At 32.9% G+C, this 24,634-nt stretch carries 21 protein-coding genes; 10 read left to right on the top strand and 11 right to left on the bottom strand.

Features of this window, described 5'->3' with window-relative positions:
* Positions 1-103 precede the first annotated feature (103 nt).
* Positions 104-838: a GldM family protein gene (locus Q0891_RS01995; RefSeq protein WP_299098387.1), complete on the top strand. Its 735-nt coding sequence runs from the start codon at positions 104-106 to the stop codon at positions 836-838.
* Positions 839-876: 38 nt separating this feature from the next.
* Here Q0891_RS01995 and Q0891_RS01990 read toward each other — a convergent pair whose 3' ends face one another.
* The 5 genes from Q0891_RS01990 to Q0891_RS01970 all read right to left on the bottom strand — a co-directional run bounded on the left by Q0891_RS01990 (position 877) and on the right by Q0891_RS01970 (position 9,171).
* Positions 877-2,649 (bottom strand): DNA mismatch repair protein MutS, encoded by a 1,773-nt coding sequence (locus Q0891_RS01990; protein ID WP_299098386.1) that lies wholly within the window; start codon positions 2,647-2,649, stop codon positions 877-879.
* Between the two features lie 109 nt (positions 2,650-2,758).
* The gene (locus tag Q0891_RS01985) at positions 2,759-3,505 is read right to left on the bottom strand and encodes a succinate dehydrogenase/fumarate reductase iron-sulfur subunit (protein WP_299098762.1); all 747 of its coding nucleotides are present in this window, start codon (positions 3,503-3,505) and stop codon (positions 2,759-2,761) included.
* A 22-nt stretch (positions 3,506-3,527) separates the two neighbouring features.
* The gene (locus Q0891_RS01980) at positions 3,528-5,540 is read right to left on the bottom strand and encodes a fumarate reductase/succinate dehydrogenase flavoprotein subunit (RefSeq protein WP_299098385.1); all 2,013 of its coding nucleotides are present in this window, start codon (positions 5,538-5,540) and stop codon (positions 3,528-3,530) included.
* A 12-nt stretch (positions 5,541-5,552) separates the two neighbouring features.
* Positions 5,553-6,224: a succinate dehydrogenase cytochrome b subunit gene (locus Q0891_RS01975; RefSeq protein ID WP_299098384.1), complete on the bottom strand. Its 672-nt coding sequence runs from the start codon at positions 6,222-6,224 to the stop codon at positions 5,553-5,555.
* A gap of 109 nt (positions 6,225-6,333) precedes the next feature.
* Positions 6,334-9,171, bottom strand: coding sequence for a glycosyl hydrolase (locus Q0891_RS01970; protein ID WP_299098383.1), 2,838 nt, complete (start codon positions 9,169-9,171; stop codon positions 6,334-6,336).
* Positions 9,172-9,387: 216 nt separating this feature from the next.
* Here Q0891_RS01970 and Q0891_RS01965 point away from each other — a divergent pair, with 216 nt between their 5' ends.
* Positions 9,388-10,680 (top strand): aminopeptidase P family protein, encoded by a 1,293-nt coding sequence (locus Q0891_RS01965; protein WP_299098382.1) that lies wholly within the window; start codon positions 9,388-9,390, stop codon positions 10,678-10,680.
* 51 nt (positions 10,681-10,731) lie between these two features.
* On the opposite strand, the gene Q0891_RS01960 is transcribed toward Q0891_RS01965, so the two are convergent.
* From Q0891_RS01960 to Q0891_RS01950, 3 genes are all read right to left on the bottom strand, one after another.
* The gene (locus Q0891_RS01960) at positions 10,732-12,060 is read right to left on the bottom strand and encodes an aspartate kinase (RefSeq protein WP_299098381.1); all 1,329 of its coding nucleotides are present in this window, start codon (positions 12,058-12,060) and stop codon (positions 10,732-10,734) included.
* 106 nt (positions 12,061-12,166) lie between these two features.
* The gene (gene brnQ, locus Q0891_RS01955; protein WP_299098380.1) at positions 12,167-13,474 is read right to left on the bottom strand and encodes a branched-chain amino acid transport system II carrier protein; all 1,308 of its coding nucleotides are present in this window, start codon (positions 13,472-13,474) and stop codon (positions 12,167-12,169) included.
* Positions 13,474-15,027: a serine hydrolase gene (locus Q0891_RS01950; RefSeq protein ID WP_299098379.1), complete on the bottom strand. Its 1,554-nt coding sequence runs from the start codon at positions 15,025-15,027 to the stop codon at positions 13,474-13,476. Before Q0891_RS01950 ends, brnQ begins: the two co-directional genes overlap by 1 nt.
* Positions 15,028-15,122: 95 nt before the next feature.
* On the opposite strand from Q0891_RS01950, the gene Q0891_RS01945 reads away from it, so the two are divergent.
* A complete protein-coding gene (locus tag Q0891_RS01945) occupies positions 15,123-15,899 on the top strand; it encodes an alpha/beta fold hydrolase (RefSeq protein ID WP_299098378.1) in 777 nt (258 codons plus the stop codon).
* A gap of 77 nt (positions 15,900-15,976) precedes the next feature.
* The gene (locus tag Q0891_RS01940; RefSeq protein WP_299098377.1) at positions 15,977-16,219 is read left to right on the top strand and encodes a hypothetical protein; all 243 of its coding nucleotides are present in this window, start codon (positions 15,977-15,979) and stop codon (positions 16,217-16,219) included.
* 294 nt (positions 16,220-16,513) lie between these two features.
* Here the strand turns inward: Q0891_RS01940 and thiL are convergent, their stop codons facing one another.
* Complete coding sequence (gene thiL, locus Q0891_RS01935) at positions 16,514-17,566, bottom strand: thiamine-phosphate kinase (RefSeq protein ID WP_299098376.1); 1,053 nt, start codon at positions 17,564-17,566, stop codon at positions 16,514-16,516.
* 277 nt (positions 17,567-17,843) lie between these two features.
* Here thiL and Q0891_RS01930 point away from each other — a divergent pair, with 277 nt between their 5' ends.
* From Q0891_RS01930 to sufD, 6 genes are all read left to right on the top strand, one after another.
* Positions 17,844-18,083, top strand: coding sequence for a hypothetical protein (locus Q0891_RS01930; RefSeq protein WP_299098375.1), 240 nt, complete (start codon positions 17,844-17,846; stop codon positions 18,081-18,083).
* Between the two features lie 168 nt (positions 18,084-18,251).
* A complete protein-coding gene (locus tag Q0891_RS01925; RefSeq protein WP_299098374.1) occupies positions 18,252-18,581 on the top strand; it encodes an iron-sulfur cluster assembly accessory protein in 330 nt (109 codons plus the stop codon).
* A 15-nt stretch (positions 18,582-18,596) separates the two neighbouring features.
* Positions 18,597-20,045 (top strand): Fe-S cluster assembly protein SufB, encoded by a 1,449-nt coding sequence (sufB, locus tag Q0891_RS01920; protein ID WP_299098373.1) that lies wholly within the window; start codon positions 18,597-18,599, stop codon positions 20,043-20,045.
* A gap of 40 nt (positions 20,046-20,085) precedes the next feature.
* The gene (locus tag Q0891_RS01915) at positions 20,086-20,493 is read left to right on the top strand and encodes a hypothetical protein (RefSeq protein WP_299098372.1); all 408 of its coding nucleotides are present in this window, start codon (positions 20,086-20,088) and stop codon (positions 20,491-20,493) included.
* Between the two features lie 4 nt (positions 20,494-20,497).
* Complete coding sequence (sufC, locus tag Q0891_RS01910; protein ID WP_299098371.1) at positions 20,498-21,250, top strand: Fe-S cluster assembly ATPase SufC; 753 nt, start codon at positions 20,498-20,500, stop codon at positions 21,248-21,250.
* Positions 21,251-21,412: 162 nt separating this feature from the next.
* Positions 21,413-22,726: a Fe-S cluster assembly protein SufD gene (gene sufD / locus Q0891_RS01905; RefSeq protein ID WP_299098370.1), complete on the top strand. Its 1,314-nt coding sequence runs from the start codon at positions 21,413-21,415 to the stop codon at positions 22,724-22,726.
* A gap of 72 nt (positions 22,727-22,798) precedes the next feature.
* Here sufD and Q0891_RS01900 read toward each other — a convergent pair whose 3' ends face one another.
* Both Q0891_RS01900 and Q0891_RS01895 read right to left on the bottom strand, forming a co-directional pair.
* Positions 22,799-24,460 (bottom strand): serine hydrolase, encoded by a 1,662-nt coding sequence (locus Q0891_RS01900; RefSeq protein WP_299098369.1) that lies wholly within the window; start codon positions 24,458-24,460, stop codon positions 22,799-22,801.
* Positions 24,454-24,627, bottom strand: a complete 174-nt coding sequence (locus tag Q0891_RS01895; RefSeq protein ID WP_299098368.1) for a hypothetical protein — start codon at positions 24,625-24,627, stop codon at positions 24,454-24,456. Before Q0891_RS01895 ends, Q0891_RS01900 begins: the two co-directional genes overlap by 7 nt.
* Positions 24,628-24,634: the final 7 nt, after the last annotated feature.

Genomic DNA, 24,634 nt, shown 5'->3' with positions numbered 1-24,634 from the left:
AGCTAATTATATATTGGATTAAACCCTTTCTATTTATAGAGAGGGTTTTTTATTGCAATAAATTCTTTATCTTTTTGTTTAATAATGACTAACCAATCATTGAATGAAAAATTTATCTGTCTTTATAATAGTAAGCTTTAGTTTCCTCTTAAGCTGTAAATCTTCTATATGTAAAACGCAACTCCTTTCAGAAAACAATACTTTAAAGAAAAGGATACAGGAACTCGAAACCAAGGATAGTATCAATTTTGAGGCTGCCATAGAACTAAAAAAAATGAATGTGGTATATAGAGGTGTTACAAATCCTATTTATATTACCATACCGCACGCTTTATCATTTGAAGCTTCTGCTCCTGGATTAAAAAAGAACGATAGTATTGGGAATTATATAATGTATCCAGGAAGCGGCACAACCGTCGATATTTTAATTAAAGCTACTCTCAAGAATGGTAAGGAATTTACTCAAATAAAAACATTGAGAATTCGAGATATAGGTAATATTGAAGGAACATTAAATAGTATCCAATGTGGTAATTCTAAATGTCAGCTACTATTTACTAAGGAAGAATTAAAGAATAGTAAAATAGGATTAAACGGCGATAATTTTGTATTTAATCTTGATTTAGATGTAACAGGTTTTAAACTAAAATTACCTAATATTGAAACTATTCAAGTTAATGGAAACACAATTCCTGAAACAATTAATGATGAACTTGACAAATTGAAACCAGATGATAAAATCGTAATTTTTGATATCAATCTAAAAGTTAATAACCCGAATTTTAGTACAATTAGGATTTGTAAAACTCCTATAATTCAAGTAAGAATAATAGAATAATTATATCGCATTAAGACCTTCAAGCCTCTATTTTTAAATCAAACAATCTCCATCTTCTTCAACAAAAAGCTAGCATTCATGTTTTGGCAAACACCTTGTTTTAGTTTGTAATCAAAAAAGAGTTCATCGTTTATAATTTCTGCATCGAAGTAATAATTTTTAACGGCTTCAAGTTCAGTTTCAATTTCTGTGAGACTTAAATCATGTGTGGCTATAATTCCTGTAGCATTTTGTTTTACTAGCTTTTCAACAAACTTCCTAGAACCAATGGCCTTATCTGTACTGTTGGTCCCTTTTAATATTTCATCTAAAATTACAAAATAGCTCTTGTCATTTTCAATGGTATCTACTACAAATTTTAAGCGCGTAAGCTCGCTAAAGAAGTACGAACTATCATCTGTTAACGAATCTGTTGTTCGCATACTTGTAATTAGTTTTATAGGCTTGTATTTACTTTGTCTAGCACAAATAGGCAAACCAACATTAGACATTACAATATGAAGCGCTACAGTTCTTAAAAACGTACTTTTCCCTGCCATGTTTGCACCTGTAACAATAAAGAATTGCTCTTCTTCAAGTTTTAAGTCACTATCGACTCGTTTTTCAGAATTTAAAAGAGGATGTCCTAAACCTTCTGCTAATATGGTTACAGGCTCTTCAGTTAAAATAGGATAAGTAAAATCTTGATGATTAAATGCATAATTTCCAAAACTATTAAAAGCATCAAAAAAAGTAACCACTTCAAACCAATCTTCTACCTTATTGCCATATTGTATAATCCATTTTTCTACATTATAACTACTTCTTATGTCTATTAGCGAAAAACCGTTTCCAAAAATCGCAGAGATTAAATTGTTTCTATTATCTAAAGCATCAAGTGTTTTAGAGAATTTTGAAAATATTTCTGAAGCTTTTAATCCTTCTGACTGAATACGTTTTTGCTTCTTTTGTAATAATTCTGACTTAAATTCAGTAGTTTCAATGGCATTTAGCAACAAGGCATATTGTCTAAAGGTATCTTTTGCTCGTCCTGTATGCTGAGCCAAAATGTTTATTTTCTTTAAATACACACCTGTAATCCCTAAGCCCAAGAGCAACCAGTAACCAGCTATTGAAATCGGAATAATCTCAGCAATTCCAAGACCAATAAGCACCAAAGAAGCTATAGTAAAACCAATAGTTAGCCAGTACTGAGCTTTTCCCAAAAAGGGTTTGTAATCTTTTAACCACGTGATAATAGATTTTGCGGAATGCTCAATTTCTACACCTTGTGCAACAGCAGAATAATTTTGTCTCCATTCCGGCAGAGCCGCTAATTCTTGGATAGCCTGTTGTCGCTCTTCAATATTTGTTATATCATTAGCGAGTAAATTTTTAGTCAGTTTTTGCGTGCCCTCTTTTATTGCTGTTCTATTTATATATTGAAAGAAAGACCCTTTACCGAATAAATCAATATCTAGACTAAAATAATGTTTTGGATTTTGAAATTCTTCGCCATCTAACCTTTCGTAAAAATCGCCATTTGCAATCTTTATTTCATCTTCATTGATGGCGATAAGTCGTTTGTGAAGATTTCTTTTTGCTTTTAAATCTGTATATCTTGAAAGCAAAAAAAGAAAACTTGCTATACCAAAAACACCAATGCACAAGGCTAGTTGCCAATTTTGAAACGTAAAATAAACACCTGTTGCCGTAAGCACAAAAATTGAAAGTCGTAAAATACTATACAAACTGAGTTGCTTAAAAATACGTTTAGATTCCGTTTGATTGGTTTCTAATTGCGCTTTATAAAATGTATTTGGGTTTTGCATAGTGCTAAATTATAGGAGAAATATAGTAAAAGTAAAAATCCCAAACATAATTATGCTTGGGATTTATATATCATTTAACGTCTTCTAATTAATGAAGACTAAATTGTTGTTAACCTTTTAGTGTTGCGGCTAAATACTCACGATTCATACGTGCTATATTCTCTAAAGAAATACCTTTAGGACATTCCACTTCACATGCTCCTGTATTAGTACAGTTACCAAAACCTTCTAAATCCATCTGTGCAACCATGTTTTGTACACGGTCAGCTGCTTCCACTTGCCCTTGAGGTAATAGAGCATACTGTGAAACTTTTGCACCAACAAATAACATGGCTGAAGAGTTTTTACACGTTGCTACGCATGCACCACAACCAATACAAGTTGCCGCATCCATAGCCTCATCTGCTGCATGTTTAGAAATTGGAATAGAGTTAGCATCTTGAGTATTACCTGATGTATTTACAGAAATATAACCACCAGCCTGCTGAATTCTTTCGAACGATGTTCTATCTACCACTAAATCTTTAATGACAGGAAATGCAGCTGCTCTAAATGGCTCTATGGTAATAGTATCTCCATCATTAAACATACGCATGTGTAACTGACATGTTGTAATACCTCTATCTGGTCCATGTGCTTCTCCATTGATATACATAGAACACATTCCACAAATTCCTTCACGACAATCATGGTCAAAAGCTACAGGTTCTTCCCCTGAATTTACTAACTGCTCATTTAAAACATCCATCATTTCTAAGAAAGACATATGTTCTGAAATATCAGTTACTTTATAATCTACCATTTGACCCTTTGAACTAGCGTCTTTTTGTCTCCAAATTTTTAATGTTAAATTCATTCCTTTTCCTGACATAACTTTCTTATTTGTATGAACGTTGTTTTAGTTCAATATCATTAAACTCTAATTCTTCTTTATGTAAAACAGCATCAGCTGGTTCACCTTTATATTCCCAAGCAGAAACAAATGCAAAATCTTCATCATTACGTTTAGCTTCCCCTTTCTGAGGACCATCTAATTCCGCAGATTCTTCTCTGAAGTGTCCTCCACAAGATTCAGCTCTTACTAAAGCATCTTTTGCGAACAATTCCCCTAATTCTAAGAAGTCAGCAACACGGCCAGCTTTTTCAAGCTCAGGATTCATTTCATTTGCTCCACCAGGAACTGAAACTTCTTTCCAGAATTCTTCTCTTATGGCTTTAATTTCTGCCATAGCTTCTGTTAAGCCTTGTGCGTTTCTAGACATTCCTGCCTTGTCCCACATGACCTTTCCTAATTTCTTATGGAAGTAGTCTACAGATTTTGTTCCTTCATTATTAACAAAGAAGTTGATTCTTTCTGTTACTTCTTTTTCAGCTATATCAAATTCTTCAGTATCCGTTGAAATTTTCCCTGTACGAATATCATCAGCTAAATAATCACCAATTGTATAAGGTAATACAAAATAACCATCTGCTAAACCTTGCATTAAAGCTGAAGCTCCAAGTCTGTTGGCACCATGATCAGAGAAATTAGCTTCACCAATACAGTAACAACCAGGAATTGTAGTCATTAAGTTATAGTCAACCCAAACACCACCCATTGTATAGTGTACAGCTGGATAAATCATCATTGGTGTCTCGTATGGATTTTGATCTATAATCTTCTCATACATTTGAAACAAATTCCCGTATTTAGCTTCTACAATAGCCTGTCCAAGTTCTTTAATTTTTGCAGGACTTGGATTTTGTATATTATGAATCTTAGCTTGCTCTTTACCATAGCGTTCAAAAGCAGAAGCAAAATCTAAATAAACTGCTTCACCTGTAGCATTTACTCCATAACCAGCATCACAACGCTCTTTTGCTGCTCTAGATGCAACATCTCGCGGTACTAAATTACCAAATGCAGGATAACGTCTTTCTAAGTAATAATCTCTTTCATCTTCTGACAAATCAGTTGGTTTTTTACGACCTTCTCTAATTGCCAAAACATCTTCCATGTTTTTTGGCACCCAAATACGTCCATCATTACGCAACGATTCTGACATTAATGTCAGTTTAGATTGGTAATCACCAGAACGTGGAATACATGTTGGGTGAATCTGTGTGTAGCAAGGATTTGCGAAATACGCTCCTTTTTTATGTATTTTCCAGGCTGCAGTTGCGTTAGAACCCATAGCGTTTGTTGATAAGAAATATACATTTCCGTATCCACCAGAACCTACTACAACAGCATGTGCTGAATGTCTTTCTATTTCACCAGTAATTAAATTACGAGCAATAATACCTCTTGCTTTTCCGTCTACAATAACAACGTCAAGCATTTCGTGACGGTTAAACATTTCAATTTTACCACGAGCAATTTGTCTATTCATTGCAGAATAGGCTCCTAATAATAATTGTTGTCCTGTTTGACCTTTAGCGTAGAATGTTCTAGATACTAAAACACCACCAAAAGAACGGTTGTCTAATAATCCACCATAATCACGTGCAAAAGGAACACCTTGTGCCACACATTGGTCAATAATATTAGAAGAAACTTCAGCTAAACGATAAACATTTGCTTCACGAGAACGGTAATCACCACCTTTTACAGTATCGTAAAATAAGCGGTAAGTGGAATCACCATCACCTTGGTAATTTTTTGCTGCATTAATACCTCCTTGAGCAGCAATTGAATGTGCTCTACGAGGCGAATCTTGATAAGCAAATGCCTTAACATTATATCCTAATTCTGCTAAAGTTGCAGCAGCAGAACCACCAGCAAGACCAGTACCAACAACGATAACATCAATATGACGTTTGTTAGCTGGGTTTACTAAATCAATTTTATTTTTATAATCAGTCCACTTATTTTTAATTGGACCCTTTGGTACTTTTGAATCTAAAGCCATATTAGATATTTTTTAGTGAGTAAAGTGATGGAATAACGCGATGAAAATAAATCCTAATGGAACTAAAATCGCATAAGCTTTTCCGAATCCCTGTAATCCTTTTGTGTATTTGTTGTTTGCACCAGTAGATTGAAATGCAGACTCAAAACCATGTAATAAGTGCAGTGCCAAAAACACAAAACCTACTATATAGAGTGCAACTCTCCAGATAGGAACAAACTTTTCCTGTAACTCGTGAAAATATCTAAACTCACCATTGTGCATTCCAGACATATCACCAACGATATACTTAGTATTAATCTCTGGAATCCAGAAATCAATAAAGTGTATAATCAAAAACGCTAGGATAAATCCGCCACTCCAAATCATGTTTCTGCTCATCCACGTAGAATTGGCAGCGCCATAATTTTTAGCGTACTTAACACCGTTTGCTTTCTTGTTTTTGATTTCTAATACAAAACCCATTACAAAGTGAAAAATCACTCCAATAATTAAGATAGGTTGAATAACATACTGAATTACCCAAAATGTTCCCATAAAGTGCGATATCTCGTTAAAGGTATCTGGACTTATCACAGAAAATAGGTTAATCACAAAATGTTGTAGTACAAAAATCATGAGGAAGAGTGCCGAAAGTGCCATGGCAAACTTTCTTCCAATCGACGAATTTAGAATTCCGCTCATTGTAGTTCTAATTTATTTTAGTCTAACAAAGATACAGCGCAAATGACTTTTAGGCAACTGCGCTGAGTGATTATTAATTTATTTAGAATGAATTTAATCTAGAACCAAATTATTTAATTTCTAATTTGGTTTTGGCATTATCTATCCTTATCTCATAAACACCTTTTGGTAGATAAATTTTCTTATTTCCTGTTTCTTTAAATTCAATATTTTTGTCTTCTTTCATTAAAGCTTTTTTTCCTTTTTCCGTAAGCTCTAAATTATAATCTAAGTAGTTAAAACCTTTGCCAATAGCTATTGATCTTGAACTTAATATAGTACCTTTTTCAGAGACAATTTTTAAAGTTTTTTGACCAGCAGTATGACTAAAAAACTTAATGGTAGTTTCTGGTATATAAGCTTCAGACCAAGGGCTCCAAGAACTTCCCCATCGACGAGAATATTTAATAGGCTCTATCTCCATAAATGAAATATTATTATCAGAATCTTCAATATTCATCGATTGAAGCGCTTCAATATTAGTTTTATAAATGCTTCTTCCGTGTGTTCCTATCAATAAATCTTTAGCTTCAGGTTGAATAACGATGTCATGCACAGCAACATTTGGAATACCATTTGAAAATGCTTCCCATAATTTTCCTTTGTTAAATGAAACATACGCACCATTATCGGTTCCTAAAAATAATAGATTCTCTTTTGAAGGGTCTTCTCTAATCACGTTGACTGGAGACGACGGAATATTACTGTTTATTGCTTTCCAAGTTTGTCCATAATCGTCACTGACATAAACATAAACTTTAAAGTCATCCCAACGATATCCATTTAAAGTGACATAAACACGTTCTTTTTTATGTTGAGATGCAACCACTCTACTAACCCATAAATCTTTTGGTAGGTTATTTGAAATTGTAGTCCAGCTTCCTCCTGCATCTTTGGTAACACTAACAACACCATCATCACTTCCTGTATAAACTAAGCCAAACTGAAATGGACTCTCACTAATAGTTGTTAAAGTACCATAAGCTACGTTTCCTTTTTTTCCTCCATTGGTTAAATCTTTACTTATAGCTTCAAAATCATCGCCTTTATTCATAGAACGCATCAATTTATTGCCTCCTAAATATAAAATGTCTTGATTATGTGGTGATAACAATATTGGTGTTTGCCAATTGAAGCGATAAGGCGTTTCTCCTAAGGTATGTTTAGGCTGAATATATTTACGCTTACCTGTTTCACGATTAATTCTAAAATAATTTCCAAATTGAAATCCTGTGTAAACAATATTTGCGTCTCTGCTATCTACTTGAATTTGCATGCCGTCGCCTCCCATTATTGATTCCCATGGATATTGACCACTTTGGTGCCAGCTTTTATCTTCTCTTGCATTATGTGCACCAACCCAAACACCATTATCTTGCAAACCACCATAAACATTATATGGTTGTTCATTATCTACATTAATAGCGTAAAATTGACCTACACTAGGCGAATTTAATTTCACCCAACTCTCACCATCATCATAACTCATGTTAAGTCCTCCATCATTTCCATTAATAAGATGACCTTGCATTTTAGGGTTTACCCAAAGTGCCTGATGATCTGCATGTACATTTTCTCGGCTAATGGATGTAAACGATTTACCAGCATCTTTAGATTTAAGAATAGGAACTCCCATTATATAAATGCCATTAGCATCTTGCGGATCCACTCTTATTTCTCCAAAATAATAACCGTAACTGTAATACAAGCCATCTATATAATCATCGTGTGTTTTTTTCCAAGATTTTCCGCCATCAGTACTTTTATAAACCTCAGCTCCAATAACTGGTGTATCAAAAAGTAAAGCATTTGCATCTTCTAAATAATGTGCTAAATCAATTGGCTTTACGGTTCCGCTACTTACCAGTTGTTTTACGTTGGATGCTCTATATTTTTCTTGAAATCCATTGGTTTTTAAATAGGCGTTTAGTTTTTTGTCTTCAAGCTTCATAAAACCCTCAACACTCATGGTTTTAAAATCTTCTTTTGTTAATCCTGAAGATTTACTCTTTTTAGATTGAGCTTTTCTATGAAACTGACTATCGTGAATAGTATAAATAGTATTTTCATCATAAACTGCAATTCCTATTCTACCAACACCTTCTCCTGTTGGGAATCCACTTTTTTTAGTTGATACTTTTATCCAAGTAGCTCCTGCATCTGTACTTTTATAAATTGCAGAGTTATTTCCATTTCCTGTAAAATTCCATGCTTTTCTATCTCTAGTCCAAGAGGAAGCAAACATTATGTTAAAATTATCTGGCGCATGTTGTACATCAATAATGCCGCTCATATTATCCACAAATAATGTTTTAGTCCAAGTTTTACCGCCATCTGTAGTTTTATAAATGCCACGCTCGTCGTTTGGCGAATACAAATGACCAGTCACTCCAATGACAACTTCATTAGGGCTTTTAGGATTTATAAGAATACGACCAATATGATGTGAATCTGGTAAACCAACATTCTGCCATGTTGCACCATTATCTGACGATTTTAAAATTCCAATACCAGCATAACTAGACCTTGAGCTGTTATTTTCGCCTGTACCAACCCAAATGGTTCTGTTTTTCCAATCTACTGCAATATCTCCAACATTTTGAGTGTCTGAACTGTCTAAAATCGGCATAAAGGTTGTCCCATTATTTGTAGTATGCCAAACACCACCTGATGCATAACCAACATAAAATTCTGATGGCATTTCTGGATTTACATCCACATCTACCACACGACCACTCATTACTGTTGGTCCTATATTTTTAAAAGGCACATTTTTGACTAAAGATGTTTCTTGCATTTTTTGCTTTTCAATTAAAGCATCTTTAATGGCTTCTGCAGAAGTAGCAGGTTGCTGAGAAAAAGTAAAAAAAGAACTTAAAAGTAAGGCAAACGAGAGGAATTTGGACATAATTTTTGTGGTTGGATTTTTAATGCTATGAAATTAAGCATTTCAAAACGAACCGTCATAAAAGACTCTTAAATTTTAACAGATTCTAGTCTTGGACTTTTGCTTGCATTTTTAGTTTCACTACCTTTGAGATTGAACTGAAATTAATAACCATACACATTTACAAAGAATTCATTTTTAATGAACACCTTGTGATTACCTATAAATTTTACAATCATGAAATACGATTTAATAGACTCAAAACTCTTCATAAAAAATCGCAAAAATTTTGCTTCGCAAATGAAGCCTAATAGCTTAGCGGTTTTTAATTCTAACGATATTTATCCCATTAGTGCAGACAGCACAATGCCTTTTGAGCAGCACAGAGATATTTTTTATTTAAGTGGCGTTGACCAAGAAGAAAGTGTTTTGGTGTTATTTCCAGATTGTCCAAATGAAGATTTTAAAGAAGTTTTATTTGTTAGAGAAACTAATGCGCATATCGCAGTTTGGGAAGGCGAAAAATTAACTAAGGAAGCTGCATTTAAAACTAGTGGAATTAAGACCGTTTTATGGCTTCAAGATTTAGAGAAAACAATCGCTGAACTTTCTACATATTGCGACACATTCTACATTAATACTAACGAACATTATAGAGCTAATGTAGAAACTGAAACTAGAGAAGACCGTTTTACAAAATGGCTATTAGCTAAATATCCTGCGCATAGCGTTGCAAAAAGCAATCCTATTTTACAACGTTTACGTTCTGTAAAAGACCAGATTGAAATAGATTTAATGCAGCATGCCTGTAATATCACTGAAAAAGGATTCAGAAGAATTTTACCATTTGTAAAACCTGGTGTTTGGGAATATGAAATTGAAGCTGAATTGCTACATGAGTTTGTTAGAAACCGCTCTAAAGGGTTTGCATATACACCAATTATTGCAAGTGGAAACAACGCTAACGTTTTACATTATATTGAAAACAATCAAGAATGTAAAGCTGGCGATTTAATCTTATTTGATATTGCTGCAGAATATGCCAATTATAAAAGTGATTTATCTCGAACGATTCCAGTGTCAGGAAAATTTACAGACCGACAAAAAGCGGTTTACAATGCTGTAAATCATGTTAAAAAAGAGGCTACAAAATTATTAGTGCCTGGTACGCTCTGGAAAGCATACCACGTAGAAGTTGGTAAAATTATGACAGACCAACTATTAAACCTTGGCTTATTAGACAAAGCTGATGTGCAAAATGAGGATCCAAAATGGCCAGCGTATAAAAAGTATTTCATGCACGGCACAAGTCATCATATCGGATTAGATACTCACGATTATGGTTTACTGCACGAACCTATTAAAGCCAATATGGTATTTACGGTAGAACCTGGAATTTATATTCCTGATGAAGGTTTTGGTATTCGTTTAGAAGATGATGTCGTTGTGCAAGAACAAGGCGAACCATTTAATTTAATGGGAAATATTCCTATTGAAGCTGAAGAAATTGAGGATTTGATGAATGCTTAATTCTAATTAATAACAAAAAAAAAGCGCTTTTTAAAAAGCGCTTTTTTTTATTTATATCTCTACTGTAGTAGACTCAAAAACATAACGTTGTAGTTTCTGTAAGGTTTCTAATTTATCACTAGAGTTTACTAACAATGAAATATTGTTATTACTTCCACCATACGCAATCATACGTACATTAACGTCTTGCAGTACTTGAAAAAGTTCTGGCGTATCAGGATGATATATAATATGATTACCTACCAAACAAACAATACTCATATAATCATCAACCTCAACGGTTGCAAACTTCTCTAGTTCTTCAGTTATAGCTTCTAAATGCGTTGTGTTATCAATGGTCAATGACACCGCAATTTCAGACGTTGTAATCATGTCGATAGACGTTTCGTACTTCTCAAAAATTTCAAATACTTTCTTTAAAAATCCGTGTGCCAATAACATACGTACTGACTTAATTTTTATTGCTGTAATTCCATCTTTTGCTGCAATAGCTTTTATGCCTTCGCCATGAATTTTATTTGTTATTAATGTTCCATGCGCATTTGGTGCCATTGTATTTTTTAATCGCAAAGGAATATCTAAATTACGAACAGGCATTACGGTTTGTGGATGTAAAATCTTGGCTCCAAAATAAGCCAACTCAGCAGCTTCATCATAAGACAAATGCGATAATGCTTTGGTATCATTTACAAAACGAGGGTCGTTGTTATGAAAACCATCAATATCTGTCCAAATTTGAACTTCTTCAGCTTCAATGGCCGCACCAATAATGGTTGCTGTGTAATCACTACCTCCTCGTTGTAAATTTGCAATATTTCCATCAACATCTAAACAAATAAAACCCTGTGTTATATAAACATCAGCGTCATTTTTATTTTGCATTAAACGTTCTAAATTCTGTTTGATGTAGAAATTATCAGGTTCATTTGCTCTATCAATTCTCATAAACTCTAAAGCAGGTAAAAGCGCAGCACTGACTCCATGTTGTTGCAATAACTTACTAAACATATAAGTTGAAAGCAATTCCCCATTAGCTAAGATTGAATTATGAAGTAATTCTGAATGCGATTGAGAAACATTATCTAATAATGACACAAAAATAGAATTGACATAATCAATAACATCTTTTTGCAAACCGTTATCTTGTATTAAGTTAGAAACGGTTTCTTTATAGGTTTCGTTTAATTCTATAATCTGTTTTTGGGCTAACTCAGTATTCCCTTCTTTTATTAAATCAGAAATTTCTACCAAAGCATTTGTTGTACCAGACATTGCAGACAGCACCACAATTTTTTTACCATTAGTACCAATGATTTCTTTTACATGGTTCATGTTTTCTACAGAACCAACAGAAGTACCTCCAAACTTATATACTAACATAACTTTTTAAATATTTAGAGAACAAATGTAGAGTTGACATTTGTAATAAACATAAAAATTAAAAAAATAGTTGCTTTTTACACAAATTGTTAATTATATAACAAAATTATCTTTTGAAATATTTACTATTCGGAATGAAAGAGATTCCAAAAAATGAAATTACAGCAGGTAAAACCCATCCTAAACTATAGTTTGCAAAAGGAATATAGCTGGTTATTGATTTTAATTCTTCTGATGGACTCATAAAACCTATCACATCTGGAATACTAAATAGAAGCGTCATTATAACTACAACTCTAAAGACCAAAGGTGTCGCCAATTTCTGAGGCAAAACGTTCAATAAAATTAAGACTATAGTGATAGGATAGATTAATAACAAAACTGGTACAGCCACAACAATTATAGAGTTAAAATCTAATTGACCAACACCAACACCCAAAACACATGCTAATATCGCAGTGATAACATACACCAACTTAGAGTCGTTAAGTAAACCTTTAAAATAATCTGCTGTACCTGCAACAATACCAATAGCTGTTGTAAAACATGCCAATGAGATAAGAATACTTAAAACAGTATTCCCAAATTTACCTAAAGACGAAATACTAATAGCTCGTAATAAGTTTGCGCGTTGCATATCATTACTCAACGCTCCATTTACCGTAATATCTGAACTATAATAAGCTCCAATTGCTATTAAACCTGCATATATAACAAACAGCCCTAAACCTGCGATAATACCAGATTTTCTAATTAACGTACGTTTAGATGCATAGGCTTCAACAGCCATGTTATCAAAATTTAAAGACACAATGATAACTGCTCCAACAACGACTGCTCCAATAGCATCAAAAGTTTGGTATCCTTCTAATATTCCGGTAACAATTGGTGTTTCAAATTGTGAAGTTCCTGTATTAAATTCTGAAGAAAATAAAGCTATACCAATAACAGCCAATAACATGATGACGATAAATGGCGTTAGAAATTTTCCGATGAGATTTAATATTTTTGAACGATTAAGCACAAATACTAATACTAAGGAAAAATAGATGGCACTAGTTAATAATGGACTCGTACCAAAAGCTGGAAAAACCGCAATCTCATGAGTGGCAGCTGCTGTTCTTGGCGAAGGAATGGCCACAGCAATCACATAAATTAGAATACAATAGATTAAACTAAATGTAGGCGATACTTTTTTACCAAAATCAAATAATGTTCCTTGAAGTTTAGCGTGAGCAAGAATTCCTAAAATTGGAATCACTACTGCTGTTATCATAAAACCAATAGTAACCCAAAACCAATTTTCGCCAGCTTTGTAACCCAATAAAGGTGGAATTAATAAATTACCAGCTCCAAAAAACAAGGAGAACAATGCAAAACTAGTAACTAATAATTCTTTGCGTTTTATATCCACTATTTTGTCTTCTTGAGTTTTAAATCTTCAAAATCGAAGCTAAAATCTGTTATTGGCGCAATGTATTTCATGGTTGCAGAAACAGCTTCTTCGTTTTCATTGAACGTAAACTTTACATACACGTCTGCATCATAACTTCTATCATTCCATTTTGCAACAAAAGTGGTTGCATTTAATGGTAATAATTCTCCAAACAATCTTGAGGAACGTTTACTCTTTATAGCATATCCTTTTTTTGCTTCGTGCGAAATTATTATATCTCCAAACCAATCATCTGTATACGTACCAACTATATGTTCTGGTTTTGGTAAGGTTTTAAGTTTTTGAGCTTTATCTATTTTAGTATAAACATCAGCTTTTAAACTATCGTTATATTTTATATAATCTGCATTTCGGTTTCCGTATTTCTCTAACCAATTTCGGTTTTCATAACCCAAATAAGCATCCTTAATAGTATTGGTAATGGTATTAAAAGCAGAACCATTCATTTGGTTGGTTAATACTATAATCCCTAAATCTAAATCTGGGATCATAGTAAACTGAGTTACTGTACCTAACAAACCTCCCGTATGATATACTTGTTTGTGTCCGCCTTTTACATCAGTTAAAAACCAACCGAGTCCATAACCTTTAAAATTAGAATTATAAGAATCATTAGGATATACATTTAATGGTGTTTGTAATTGCCAAAGTTGATGAAATTGTTCTTTGCTTAGCAAACGTTCTCCAGTGTTGGTTACTGCATCATTCATTAAAAAAGCTGCCCAAGTTAACATATCTGGAACATTACTTACAATACCTCCTGCAGGATTTGCAGTTTCACTCCAATCATGCGGAATTTGCACAACCTTTCCTTCTGCCATAGTGTGTGCATCAATAATATTAGATTTATCTGTAACTCTATTATAAGATGCTTTACTATTAATCATTCCAACAGGTTTCATAATTTTAGTCTCTATAAATTCTTCCCAAGACAAACCACTGACACGTTTTAAAACCTCGCCCGCGATGATAAACATATTGTTATTGTATGCAAATTTGCTTCTAAATGAAGTTTTAGGTTCTAAGTATTTAACGTTATTGATGACATCATTAACATCAAAATCACTGCCTTCCGGAAAAAACATTAAATCGCCAGCACCTAATCCCATACCACTTCTGTGAGTTACTAAATCTCTAACCGTAAAATTTTCTGTAACCCAAGCATCGTACAATTGAAATTCTGGTATATGTTTTCTAACCTTATCATCCCAATTTAATTTTCCTTCATCAATTAACATTGCTAAAGCAAAGCATGTAAAACCTTTACTATTAGAAGCTACACCAACTAAGGTTTCATCATTCATATCCTTTTTATTGGTTAATGAACGCACACCATGACCTTTAGAATACACAACCTTTCCATCTTTATAAATACCAACAGAAATTCCTGGAACGTCAAACGTTGTTAAGGTTTCTTCAACGAGTTTATCTAAGCGCGCTTCTTCAATTTGAGCGTTTAATAGATATGCAGAAATAAAAAATATAGTTAAAAAAAGATGTTTTAAAATCATCGAATTCAATTTTCAGGTTTGATTATTTTCAAAGATACTAAAATGTTATAAGGGAATTTAGAAGGGAAAACAATTGCAAAAATTATCTTTGCCATATGACACTTAGCTACAAGAATAGTAATATTAATTACACCATTACAGGTATAGGTAAAACCATTGTTCTACTTCACGGTTTTTTAGAAACCTTAGAAATGTGGAATGATTTTATTCCTCAATTATCAAGTACCAATCAAGTAGTAAGCATTGATTTACTTGGTCACGGCAAAAGTGATTGCTTAGGTTATGTGCACACAATGCAAGATATGGCCGAAGTGGTAATTGCAATTTTAGACCACAACAACATGAATAAAGCAAAAGTTATTGGTCACTCAATGGGTGGCTATGTGGCATTAGCAATAGCAAAACTTAAACCAAATCTGTTAGATGGTTTGTGTTTAATGAATTCTACCTTTGAAGCCGATGATGCTGAAAAAAAAGCACTCAGAACTAGAGCCAATCAAATGGTAAAAACAAATTTTAATAACTTGGTAAGTATGTCTTTTGCGAATTTATTTTCAATTGAAAGCAAAATGAAATACAAGACTGAATACAATAATGCCTTAAAAATAGCATTGAAAACACCTGTTCAAGGTTACATTGCTGCTTCAGAAGGCATGAAACTTAGACCAGACTATTTTGAGGTCTTTAAAAGTTTAAAATCGAAAAAAATAATAATCATTGGGAAGAAAGATCCCTTGATAAATGGAGAAAGAATAAAATCTCAAATTGAAAATACGGATATCATTTACCACGAACTTTCTGAAGGGCATATGAGTCATATTGAAAATAAATCAGAATTATCTTACTTATTGATGCGTTTTATCGAAAAATAAACCCTTTTAACGTTTTGTTTTTGCTTTTTTCCATAAGTTTACATTCCTCTTAACAAATAATTTGTAAACAATTTATTATGAAACTTACAAAAGTATATTGCGATTTATTTGGTCATAATTATAAATTAACCAAAAAAGTAACTCATCATGTAAAAGAGTACACATGTAGCTGTTGTAAAAAACAATTAACCACAAGTAGTACAGGGAAACTTACGGAGTTAACAGAAAAACGTCAAGAAATCAATCTAGCATTAGAACGTATTTATAATAACAGAACAGTACGTTTACAGCAAAAACTAATCAGTTCGTCGATTTATTAAGTGTTGATAACTTATTAGCAACTTAAATTCATATATTTCTACACCCTCAATTATATTAATCCCTCTATAATTAAGAATTAATGAAACACGTTTATTGCTCATTATTTGGTCACGACTATAAAGTCTCCAAAAATGTTACTTATCATGTAAAAGAGTATAAGTGTAAAAACTGCAAATCTGAAATGACTATCGATGGTGATGGGCATTTTATTCCACTAACACCAAAATTCAAAGAAATCAATGCTGTTTTGCACAGGGTGCATAACAAACGTTTAGAAAAGGGTCGTAAACTTTTTATGATTGATCTTTAAGTGCATTCCAACCTTTTGCTATTATAGGAATCTTTTCATCTGCTCTCGTTACGAGATGCATACCTCTATCTTCTTCTGTTATATAACCAATAACGGTTAAATTAGGATTGCCTTTTATTTTAGGAAAATCTTCTTGAGACACTGTCATTAACAACTCATAATCCTCTCCTCCATTTAAAGCAATCGTAGTGCTATCTACATTGAACTCCTCGCATGTAGAGATTACTTGAGGATCTAAAGGGATTTTATTCTCATAAACATCAGCTCCCACTTTACTTTGTTTACATAAATGTAAAATTTCAGAAGATATTCCGTCACTAACATCAATCATACTTGTTGGCTTTACCTTCAGTTCTTTCAATAATTCCACAATATCTTTTCGAGCTTCAGGTTTTAATTGACGTTCAATAATGTACGTATACATTGATAAATCTGGCTGATTATTCGGGTTAACCTTAAAAACTTCTTTTTCGCGTTCTAAAACTTGTAATCCCATAAAAGCACCTCCTAAATCACCAGTTACCACCAATAAATCGTTAGGTTTAGCTGCGGATCTTAAAACCTCATTTCCTTTTTCAACTTTACCAATTGCTGTTACGGAAATTATTAATCCAGAGGTTGAAGATGTTGTGTCTCCACCTATTACATCAACATTATATATTTTTGCAGCAGTAGTAATGCCTGCGTATAATTCTTCTAACGCTTCTAAAGGAAAGCGATTAGAAACCGCAATTGATACCGTAATTTGAGTAGCCATGGCATTCATAGCATAAATATCAGATAGATTAACGACGACGGCTTTATAACCAAGATGCTTTAATGGTGCGTAGCTTAAATCGAAATGCACACCTTCCACTAATAAATCGGTTGATACAACAATTTGACTCTTACCAAAATTTAAAACTGCAGCATCGTCACCAATTCCTTTAATAGTAGATTTTTGTGTAATTTTAAAATGATCTGTTAAATGCTCTATAAGTTTAAATTCACCTAATTCACTCAAAGGTGTTCGCTGTGGGTTTTTATCTTCAATCATATTGCAAAAATATTATGCTTTTTTTTAATAGTATGTATTAATAACATTATTTATGACTATTTCTCCGATTTTGTAGTGAACCACCTCAATTCCTTATAACTATGAACTAAAAATAGCCAATTGCTCATTATAAATAAACCTAAAATTATCCTTCAAAATTGACTAAAACACTCAAAAATCACAAATCACAATGCATTTCATCGAAAATTTAAGCATTTTAACTCTTTTTAATATTGATTTTATAAATTGGTCATCCCAAGTTTAGATAATTAATAGAATGAAACCTACATCAACAGAGTTATTACCCTGTGCCATCTTTGGGCATAATTATGTGAGATCTAAAACCAATATAGATTATTCATTAGAACTCACTTGCACGCATTGCGATGCTGTGGTTAATACGGATTCTCATGGAAATTTTGAAAATAATACAGTTCACAATTCACAGTTAAAAAACACGCTCCAAGAGCTATATAGACTTACAAAACGATTTAATAAACTCAAAGCAACTTCTTAGCTAAATTTTATTCGCACAACTTCAATAGACAAATCTTATCAAATCATATACTAATATAATGTTAGTGCCTATGGTTTAACCTTTGTTATATCGTATATTTGCACTCAATTTAAACCAATTTATTTTAGAACAAAGTAAACTGGTATCAGAACAAATTTATTAAACGATATGATTAAAGTCTCAGATCACGCTAAAAAGAAAGTCATAGAGCTTATGACAGATGACGGCTTCAACCCAAATACAGACTACGTTAGAGTAGGTGTAAAAAGCGGTGGATGTTCTGGCTTGTCTTATGATTTAAAATTTGACAAATCACAAGCAGAAGAGGACAAGGTTTTTGAAGATAACGACGTGAAAATTATTGTAGATAAAAAGAGTTTTTTATACCTCATTGGTACAACTTTAGAATATTCAGGTGGATTAAACGGAACTGGTTTCGTTTTTAATAACCCTAATGCCAACCGAACTTGCGGTTGCGGTGAATCTTTTTCACTTTAAAATTAAAATAAAGACATGTCAAAATATACTGAAGACGACTTAAGGGAAGAGCTAAAAACCAAAGAATACGAATACGGTTTTTACACAGATATTGAATCTGAAACATTTCCTGTTGGGCTTAATGAAGAAATTGTAATTGCTATTTCTAAGAAGAAAGAAGAACCAGAATGGATGACCCAATGGCGACTTGAAGCATTTAAAGTTTGGAAAGAAATGGAAGAGCCAGAGTGGGCTAACGTTCACTATCAGAAACCAGATTTTCAAGGGATATCTTATTATTCTGCACCAAACAGTAAACCAAAGTACGATAGTATTGACGAAGTAGATCCAGAATTATTAGCCACTTTTGAAAAACTTGGTATTTCCCTAGATGAGCAAAAGAAATTAGCTGGTGTTGCTATGGATGTCGTTGTAGATTCAGTTTCTGTAGCTACAACTTTTAAAAAGACTTTAGGCGAAAAAGGCATTATTTTTATGAGTATTTCTGAAGCCATTAAAGAACATCCAGAATTGGTAAGAAAACATCTAGGAACAGTAGTTCCACAAAAAGATAACTTTTACGCAGCTTTAAATTCTGCTGTATTTAGTGATGGTAGTTTCTGTTATATCCCAAAAGGTGTACGTTGCCCAATGGAATTGTCAACGTACTTTAGAATTAACCAAGCAGGTACAGGACAGTTTGAAAGAACACTTGTTATTGCTGATGAAGGCAGCTATGTATCTTATTTAGAAGGCTGTACAGCACCAAGTAGAGACGAAAATCAATTACACGCAGCTGTTGTAGAGTTGATAGCATTAGATGATGCCGAAATAAAATATTCTACTGTACAAAACTGGTATCCAGGAAACGCTGAAGGAAAAGGCGGTGTTTTTAACTTTGTAACCAAAAGAGGCCTTTGTGAAAAAAACGCAAAAATATCTTGGACACAAGTTGAAACAGGTTCTGCAGTAACCTGGAAATACCCTTCTTGTGTTTTAAAAGGTGATAATTCAGTAGGCGAATTTTATTCTATTGCTGTAACAAATAATTATCAGCAAGCCGATACTGGTACTAAAATGATTCACTTAGGTAAAAACACAAAATCAACAATTATATCTAAAGGAATTTCTGCTGGTAAGTCGCAAAACTCGTATCGTGGATTGGTTCAAATTAATTCTAGAGCTGAAAATGCGCGTAATTTTTCGCAATGTGATAGTTTATTAATGGGTAATGAATGTGGTGCACATACCTTCCCATATATTGAAGCGAAAAATAAAAGTGCCATGATTGAGCACGAAGCAACAACAAGTAAAATTGGTGAAGACCAAATATTTTATTGTAATCAAAGAGGTATCGATACGGAAAAAGCAATAGCGTTAATCGTCAATGGGTTTAGTAAAGAAGTCCTAAATAAATTACCGATGGAGTTTGCTGTAGAAGCTCAAAAATTATTAGAAATAAGTCTAGAAGGTTCTGTTGGATAATAACAATGGACATTAGCTTTCGCAGGAATGACAACATATTATGAAAAAAGTAAATTTAATTATCATTTTAGCTTTAGTGATGTTCTCATGTAAGAACGAAACTAAGCAAGACATTGACCTCGAAGAAAACCGAGCAAAATCGTATGACGAAAATGATGGTTTTATAACCATGAAAGGAGACTACGTTTATTTTGAAGACGCAGCAGTTTTACAAACGGCTAGTGAAATTTATGGTGTTGTCATTGATGATAACTTACAACTTTTAGAAAAGGAAGTTAAGCCTCTAAAGAAAGAATCTACAGATATGGTTTCTGTAACTGTTAGAGTAAGAAAATTTAAAAAACCAGAAGGCGAAGAGGGTTGGCCTTTTAGAGTTGAAATAAAAGAAATATTAAAGGTGGAAACACTAGACCCAGATTCAAAAGACGTTATAAAATTAGCAAAATAAGATTATGTTAAAGATCAATAACTTGCACGCAAGTATAGAAGACAAAGCCATATTAAAAGGTATTAATCTAGAAGTAAAAGCAGGAGAAGTTCATGCTATCATGGGACCAAACGGTTCAGGTAAAAGTACTTTAGCTTCCGTAATTGCTGGTAAAGAAGAATACGAAGTTACAGAAGGAAATATCTTATTAGAAGATGAAGATATTGAAGAATTAGCCGCTGAAGAACGTGCTCACAAAGGTGTGTTTTTATCATTTCAATATCCTGTAGAAATCCCTGGAGTTAGCGTCACTAACTTTATGAAAACTGCAATCAACGAAACACGTAAGGCTAAAGGTTTAGAAGATATGCCTGCCAAGGATATGTTAAAAATGATTAGAGACAAATCTGAACTTTTAGAAATTGATCGAAAGTTTTTATCACGTTCTCTAAACGAAGGATTCTCTGGTGGAGAAAAGAAACGTAACGAGATTTTTCAAATGGCCATGTTAGAGCCAAAATTAGCCATCTTAGATGAAACGGATTCTGGTTTAGACATTGATGCACTTCGTATTGTAGCCAATGGTGTCAATAAATTAAAATCTAAAGACAACGCTGTTATTGTAATTACCCACTACCAACGTTTATTAGACCATATTGTACCAGATTTTGTTCATGTTTTATACAACGGAAAGATTGTAAAATCTGGAGGAAAAGAATTAGCACACGAGTTAGAAGCTAAAGGTTACGATTGGATTAAAGAAGAAGTTAACGCATAGCGCTCTGCGCTAGTTGCAGTATTCAGTCTCAGTTTGTAAGTGCTAACTCAGAACTGATTACTCAATCTTTTTGTAACTTCTTTAAATAATAACATAGGACACAGATTACGATCCCAGTTTATACAACTAAAACTGCGACTGAAACCTGAAAACTGAACAAGAATGAGTTTAAAAGAAAAATTAGTATCGTCATTTATGGCATTTGAAGACACAGTAGATGTGCACTCTTCCATACATGATATTCGTACTGAAGCCATAAAGACGTTTGAAGTAGAAGGATTTCCAACTAAGAAATTAGAAGATTGGAAATACACATCCTTAAATTCTGTTTTAAAACAAGATTACAGCGTATTCCCTAAAAATGAAAATGCGTTAGAATTTAAAGATATCAAGAAGTATTTTATTCATGAAATCGATTCATATAAAATCATCTTTATAGATGGTAAGTACTCTTCGCATTTATCACAAACCACGCATGATGGTTTAGACGTTTGCTTAATGTCTGCTGCGCTTACAAAACCAAAATACAAAGTAATTATTGATAATTACTTCAATAAAATTGCTAGTAAAGATGGTTTATCTTCTTTAAATACGGCATTTTCACAAGAAGGTGCATATATCAATATCCCAAAGCATAAAGTTGTAGATAAACCAATTCAAATTATTCATTTTTCAACAGGAAATGAGGCTGCAGTAATGTTACAACCACGTAACTTAATTATAGTTAACGAGAATGCACATGTTCAGATTATAGAGCGTCATCAGAGTTTAACAGACAATCCTGTTTTAACGAATTCTGTAACTGAAATCTTTACTAATAAACGTGCTATTGTAGATTATTACAAAATTCAGAATGATAAGCAAAGTGCGTCCTTAATTGATAACACTTACGTAAATCAGAAACAAGAGAGTTTAGCCAAAGTGCATACCTTTTCTTTTGGTGGTAAATTAACGAGAAACAATCTTAACTTTTATCAAAATGGAGAACGTATAGATTCTACCATGAAAGGGATTACCATTATTGGAGATAAGCAACACGTAGACCATAACACATTAGTACACCATATAGAACCAAATTGCGAAAGCCACCAAGATTACAAAGGTATTTTTGATGACAACGCAACAGGTGTATTTAACGGAAAAGTGGTTGTTGAAAAATTAGCACAGAAAACCAATGCGTTTCAAGCTAATAACAACATTTTAATGAGTGATAAAGCAAGTATCAACACGAAACCACAGCTTGAAATTTTTGCAGATGATGTAAAATGTTCTCACGGCTGTACTATTGGTCAGTTAGATGAAAGTGCTATGTTTTATTTACGTTCTAGAGGAATTCCAGAAAAGGAAGCACGCGCTTTATTGATGTTTGCATTTAGCAACAACGTTATGGATTCGGTTAAAATACCAGAACTTAAAAATAGAATTACCTCTATAATCGCTAAGAAATTAGGCGTTAACCTTGGGTTTGATTTGTAAATAGTTTAGAAAAAAACTGTCTGGTTCTGGAAACCTTACAGGTCCAAATATTATATAAAAAAGGATTGCTATTTAGCGATCCTTTTCTTTTTTAAATACTATCTCCTTCACAGTGCCATCACAAGATAAAAACATACCTGTAACTTTGTCATTTTCATCTTTTAGAAAATGATAAAGTGTTCTGTCATTATTTCCAAAGTCATTTAACTGAACAGCATGCAAACTAATATTTCCATTTCCTTTATAAGTTAATTTCAGTGTTTCATCTTCAATGAAAAAATGATAGATTACATCTAACTCTTCAGAATAAAATTTACCTGTAAAATGAGAAATATCAACCGATTCAGCATCTATAAATTTAGCGTGTTCAAAATAAAATGGCGTTCCACCAAATGAAATAATCATATCGTGAGATGCACTAGGTGTGAAATCAAATTTCACATTCTGGCTTTGTGCTCTGTGAAATTTATTTTCGTCATACTGCACAAGAGCAGTAGACGTTCTACCCATAGAACCTATAGATTTTAAAGAATCCTTTTCTACAAAAATTTTCATAGTCATATCACTGTTGATTTCTTTGTATTCGCCAATAAATTCTTTAAACTTTTGTGCTTTGAATACCATTTCCTCTTCCTCTTCCGTTTCATTTTTAATCCTTTCGTCATTTTCTATCAAAATATCTAAAATTTGATACGCTATTCTTGGTGCATCTATCTCTTGTGAATTTGTTAGAACTATTATTCCTATTTGCTTTTCTAGAACTGTAATTAATTGTGAACGTCCACCAAAACCAAATCCATTGTGATTTAAAGTTTCATAACCTTTATAATTATCTAACATTAATCCACGAGCATATTTCGCCTTCTTTCCTGAAATTAGAGTTTCAGGCGTTTTTAAAAATTCTGCTAAAGGTTTAAATTCTAAAATCTGGGTATTTAGCATTTGCATCCAAATAGCCATGTCATTTACTGAGGAACCCATGCTTCCTGCACCATAACTCAATTGATCATTAGTATTAAACTTGTAGCCAACTTGATTTCTTTTATATCCAACAGCTTTATTTTTTATTGGTTTTCCATGTTCAACTCTTACAAAAGTTGAATTCATTTTTAATGGATTCAATATTTTATGTTTCAAATATTCATTCAGGTTTTGCCCTGAAATACGCTCAATAATTATGGCTAACAAATTATAATTGGTATTAGAATAACTTACTTTTTCGCCAACTAAATGGTTTAAATTTTTCTGTTTAATGGCTAAATCTAAAACCGAATTGTTATCATAATATTGAGTATCGTAATCAAAACCAGCTAAGTACATTAACGTATGATAATTACGAATGCCACTCGTGTGGTTCAGTAAATGTTTTATCCTAATGGTTTCTTCGTACTCTGGAAATTCAGGCAAATACATTCTAATATCATCATCTAAATTGATTTTACCATCATTTGCCAAAGCCCAAATAGCCGAAGCTGTGAATTGTTTTGCTATGGATGCTAAACTAAAAACTGTAGAATCTGAATTCTTAATGTTATAATCTAAATTTGAAAGCCCAAAGCCTTTAGAATAGATAGATTGCCCTTGATTAATCACCTTTATGCTCAATCCTGGCTTATCATTAGAAACATAAGATGCTAATAATTCATCAATTTTTTGATTTGCATTTGTTTGCGCTATCGAACATAAAAAGACAAATAGACAAACGAACAAACAAGTCTTTCTTATGTTTAACATTGCTTATATTTTTGATAAAAATAAGTAGGAATCAATCCGAAATTAAGAAATAGAAAGCCAATAAAAACAATGATACCTCTATATGGCCAAGTCAAAAACTCGAACATAGCACCAATACCGAGAATAAAAAAAGTAATAAATCCGAGGATGTAGAATGATTTTTTCATGATAAAT

The organism is uncultured Winogradskyella sp., assembly GCF_947498005.1.
In the GTDB taxonomy this organism is placed as follows: domain Bacteria; phylum Bacteroidota; class Bacteroidia; order Flavobacteriales; family Flavobacteriaceae; genus Winogradskyella.
This window is presented reverse-complemented; position numbering and strand designations above follow the sequence as displayed.

Coding starts and splice junctions, on each gene's coding strand:
- Q0891_RS01995 (WP_299098387.1), top strand. CDS start 104: ATGAAAAATTTATCTGTCTTTATAATAGTAAGCTTTAGTTTCCTCTTA.
- Q0891_RS01990 (WP_299098386.1), bottom strand. CDS start 2,649: ATGCAAAACCCAAATACATTTTATAAAGCGCAATTAGAAACCAATCAA.
- Q0891_RS01985 (WP_299098762.1), bottom strand. CDS start 3,505: ATGAATTTAACATTAAAAATTTGGAGACAAAAAGACGCTAGTTCAAAG.
- Q0891_RS01980 (WP_299098385.1), bottom strand. CDS start 5,540: ATGGCTTTAGATTCAAAAGTACCAAAGGGTCCAATTAAAAATAAGTGG.
- Q0891_RS01975 (WP_299098384.1), bottom strand. CDS start 6,224: ATGAGCGGAATTCTAAATTCGTCGATTGGAAGAAAGTTTGCCATGGCA.
- Q0891_RS01970 (WP_299098383.1), bottom strand. CDS start 9,171: ATGTCCAAATTCCTCTCGTTTGCCTTACTTTTAAGTTCTTTTTTTACT.
- Q0891_RS01965 (WP_299098382.1), top strand. CDS start 9,388: ATGAAATACGATTTAATAGACTCAAAACTCTTCATAAAAAATCGCAAA.
- Q0891_RS01960 (WP_299098381.1), bottom strand. CDS start 12,060: ATGTTAGTATATAAGTTTGGAGGTACTTCTGTTGGTTCTGTAGAAAAC.
- Q0891_RS01950 (WP_299098379.1), bottom strand. CDS start 15,027: ATGATTTTAAAACATCTTTTTTTAACTATATTTTTTATTTCTGCATAT.
- Q0891_RS01945 (WP_299098378.1), top strand. CDS start 15,123: ATGACACTTAGCTACAAGAATAGTAATATTAATTACACCATTACAGGT.
- Q0891_RS01940 (WP_299098377.1), top strand. CDS start 15,977: ATGAAACTTACAAAAGTATATTGCGATTTATTTGGTCATAATTATAAA.
- thiL (WP_299098376.1), bottom strand. CDS start 17,566: ATGATTGAAGATAAAAACCCACAGCGAACACCTTTGAGTGAATTAGGT.
- Q0891_RS01930 (WP_299098375.1), top strand. CDS start 17,844: ATGAAACCTACATCAACAGAGTTATTACCCTGTGCCATCTTTGGGCAT.
- Q0891_RS01925 (WP_299098374.1), top strand. CDS start 18,252: ATGATTAAAGTCTCAGATCACGCTAAAAAGAAAGTCATAGAGCTTATG.
- sufB (WP_299098373.1), top strand. CDS start 18,597: ATGTCAAAATATACTGAAGACGACTTAAGGGAAGAGCTAAAAACCAAA.
- Q0891_RS01915 (WP_299098372.1), top strand. CDS start 20,086: ATGAAAAAAGTAAATTTAATTATCATTTTAGCTTTAGTGATGTTCTCA.
- sufC (WP_299098371.1), top strand. CDS start 20,498: ATGTTAAAGATCAATAACTTGCACGCAAGTATAGAAGACAAAGCCATA.
- sufD (WP_299098370.1), top strand. CDS start 21,413: ATGAGTTTAAAAGAAAAATTAGTATCGTCATTTATGGCATTTGAAGAC.
- Q0891_RS01900 (WP_299098369.1), bottom strand. CDS start 24,460: ATGTTAAACATAAGAAAGACTTGTTTGTTCGTTTGTCTATTTGTCTTT.
- Q0891_RS01895 (WP_299098368.1), bottom strand. CDS start 24,627: ATGAAAAAATCATTCTACATCCTCGGATTTATTACTTTTTTTATTCTC.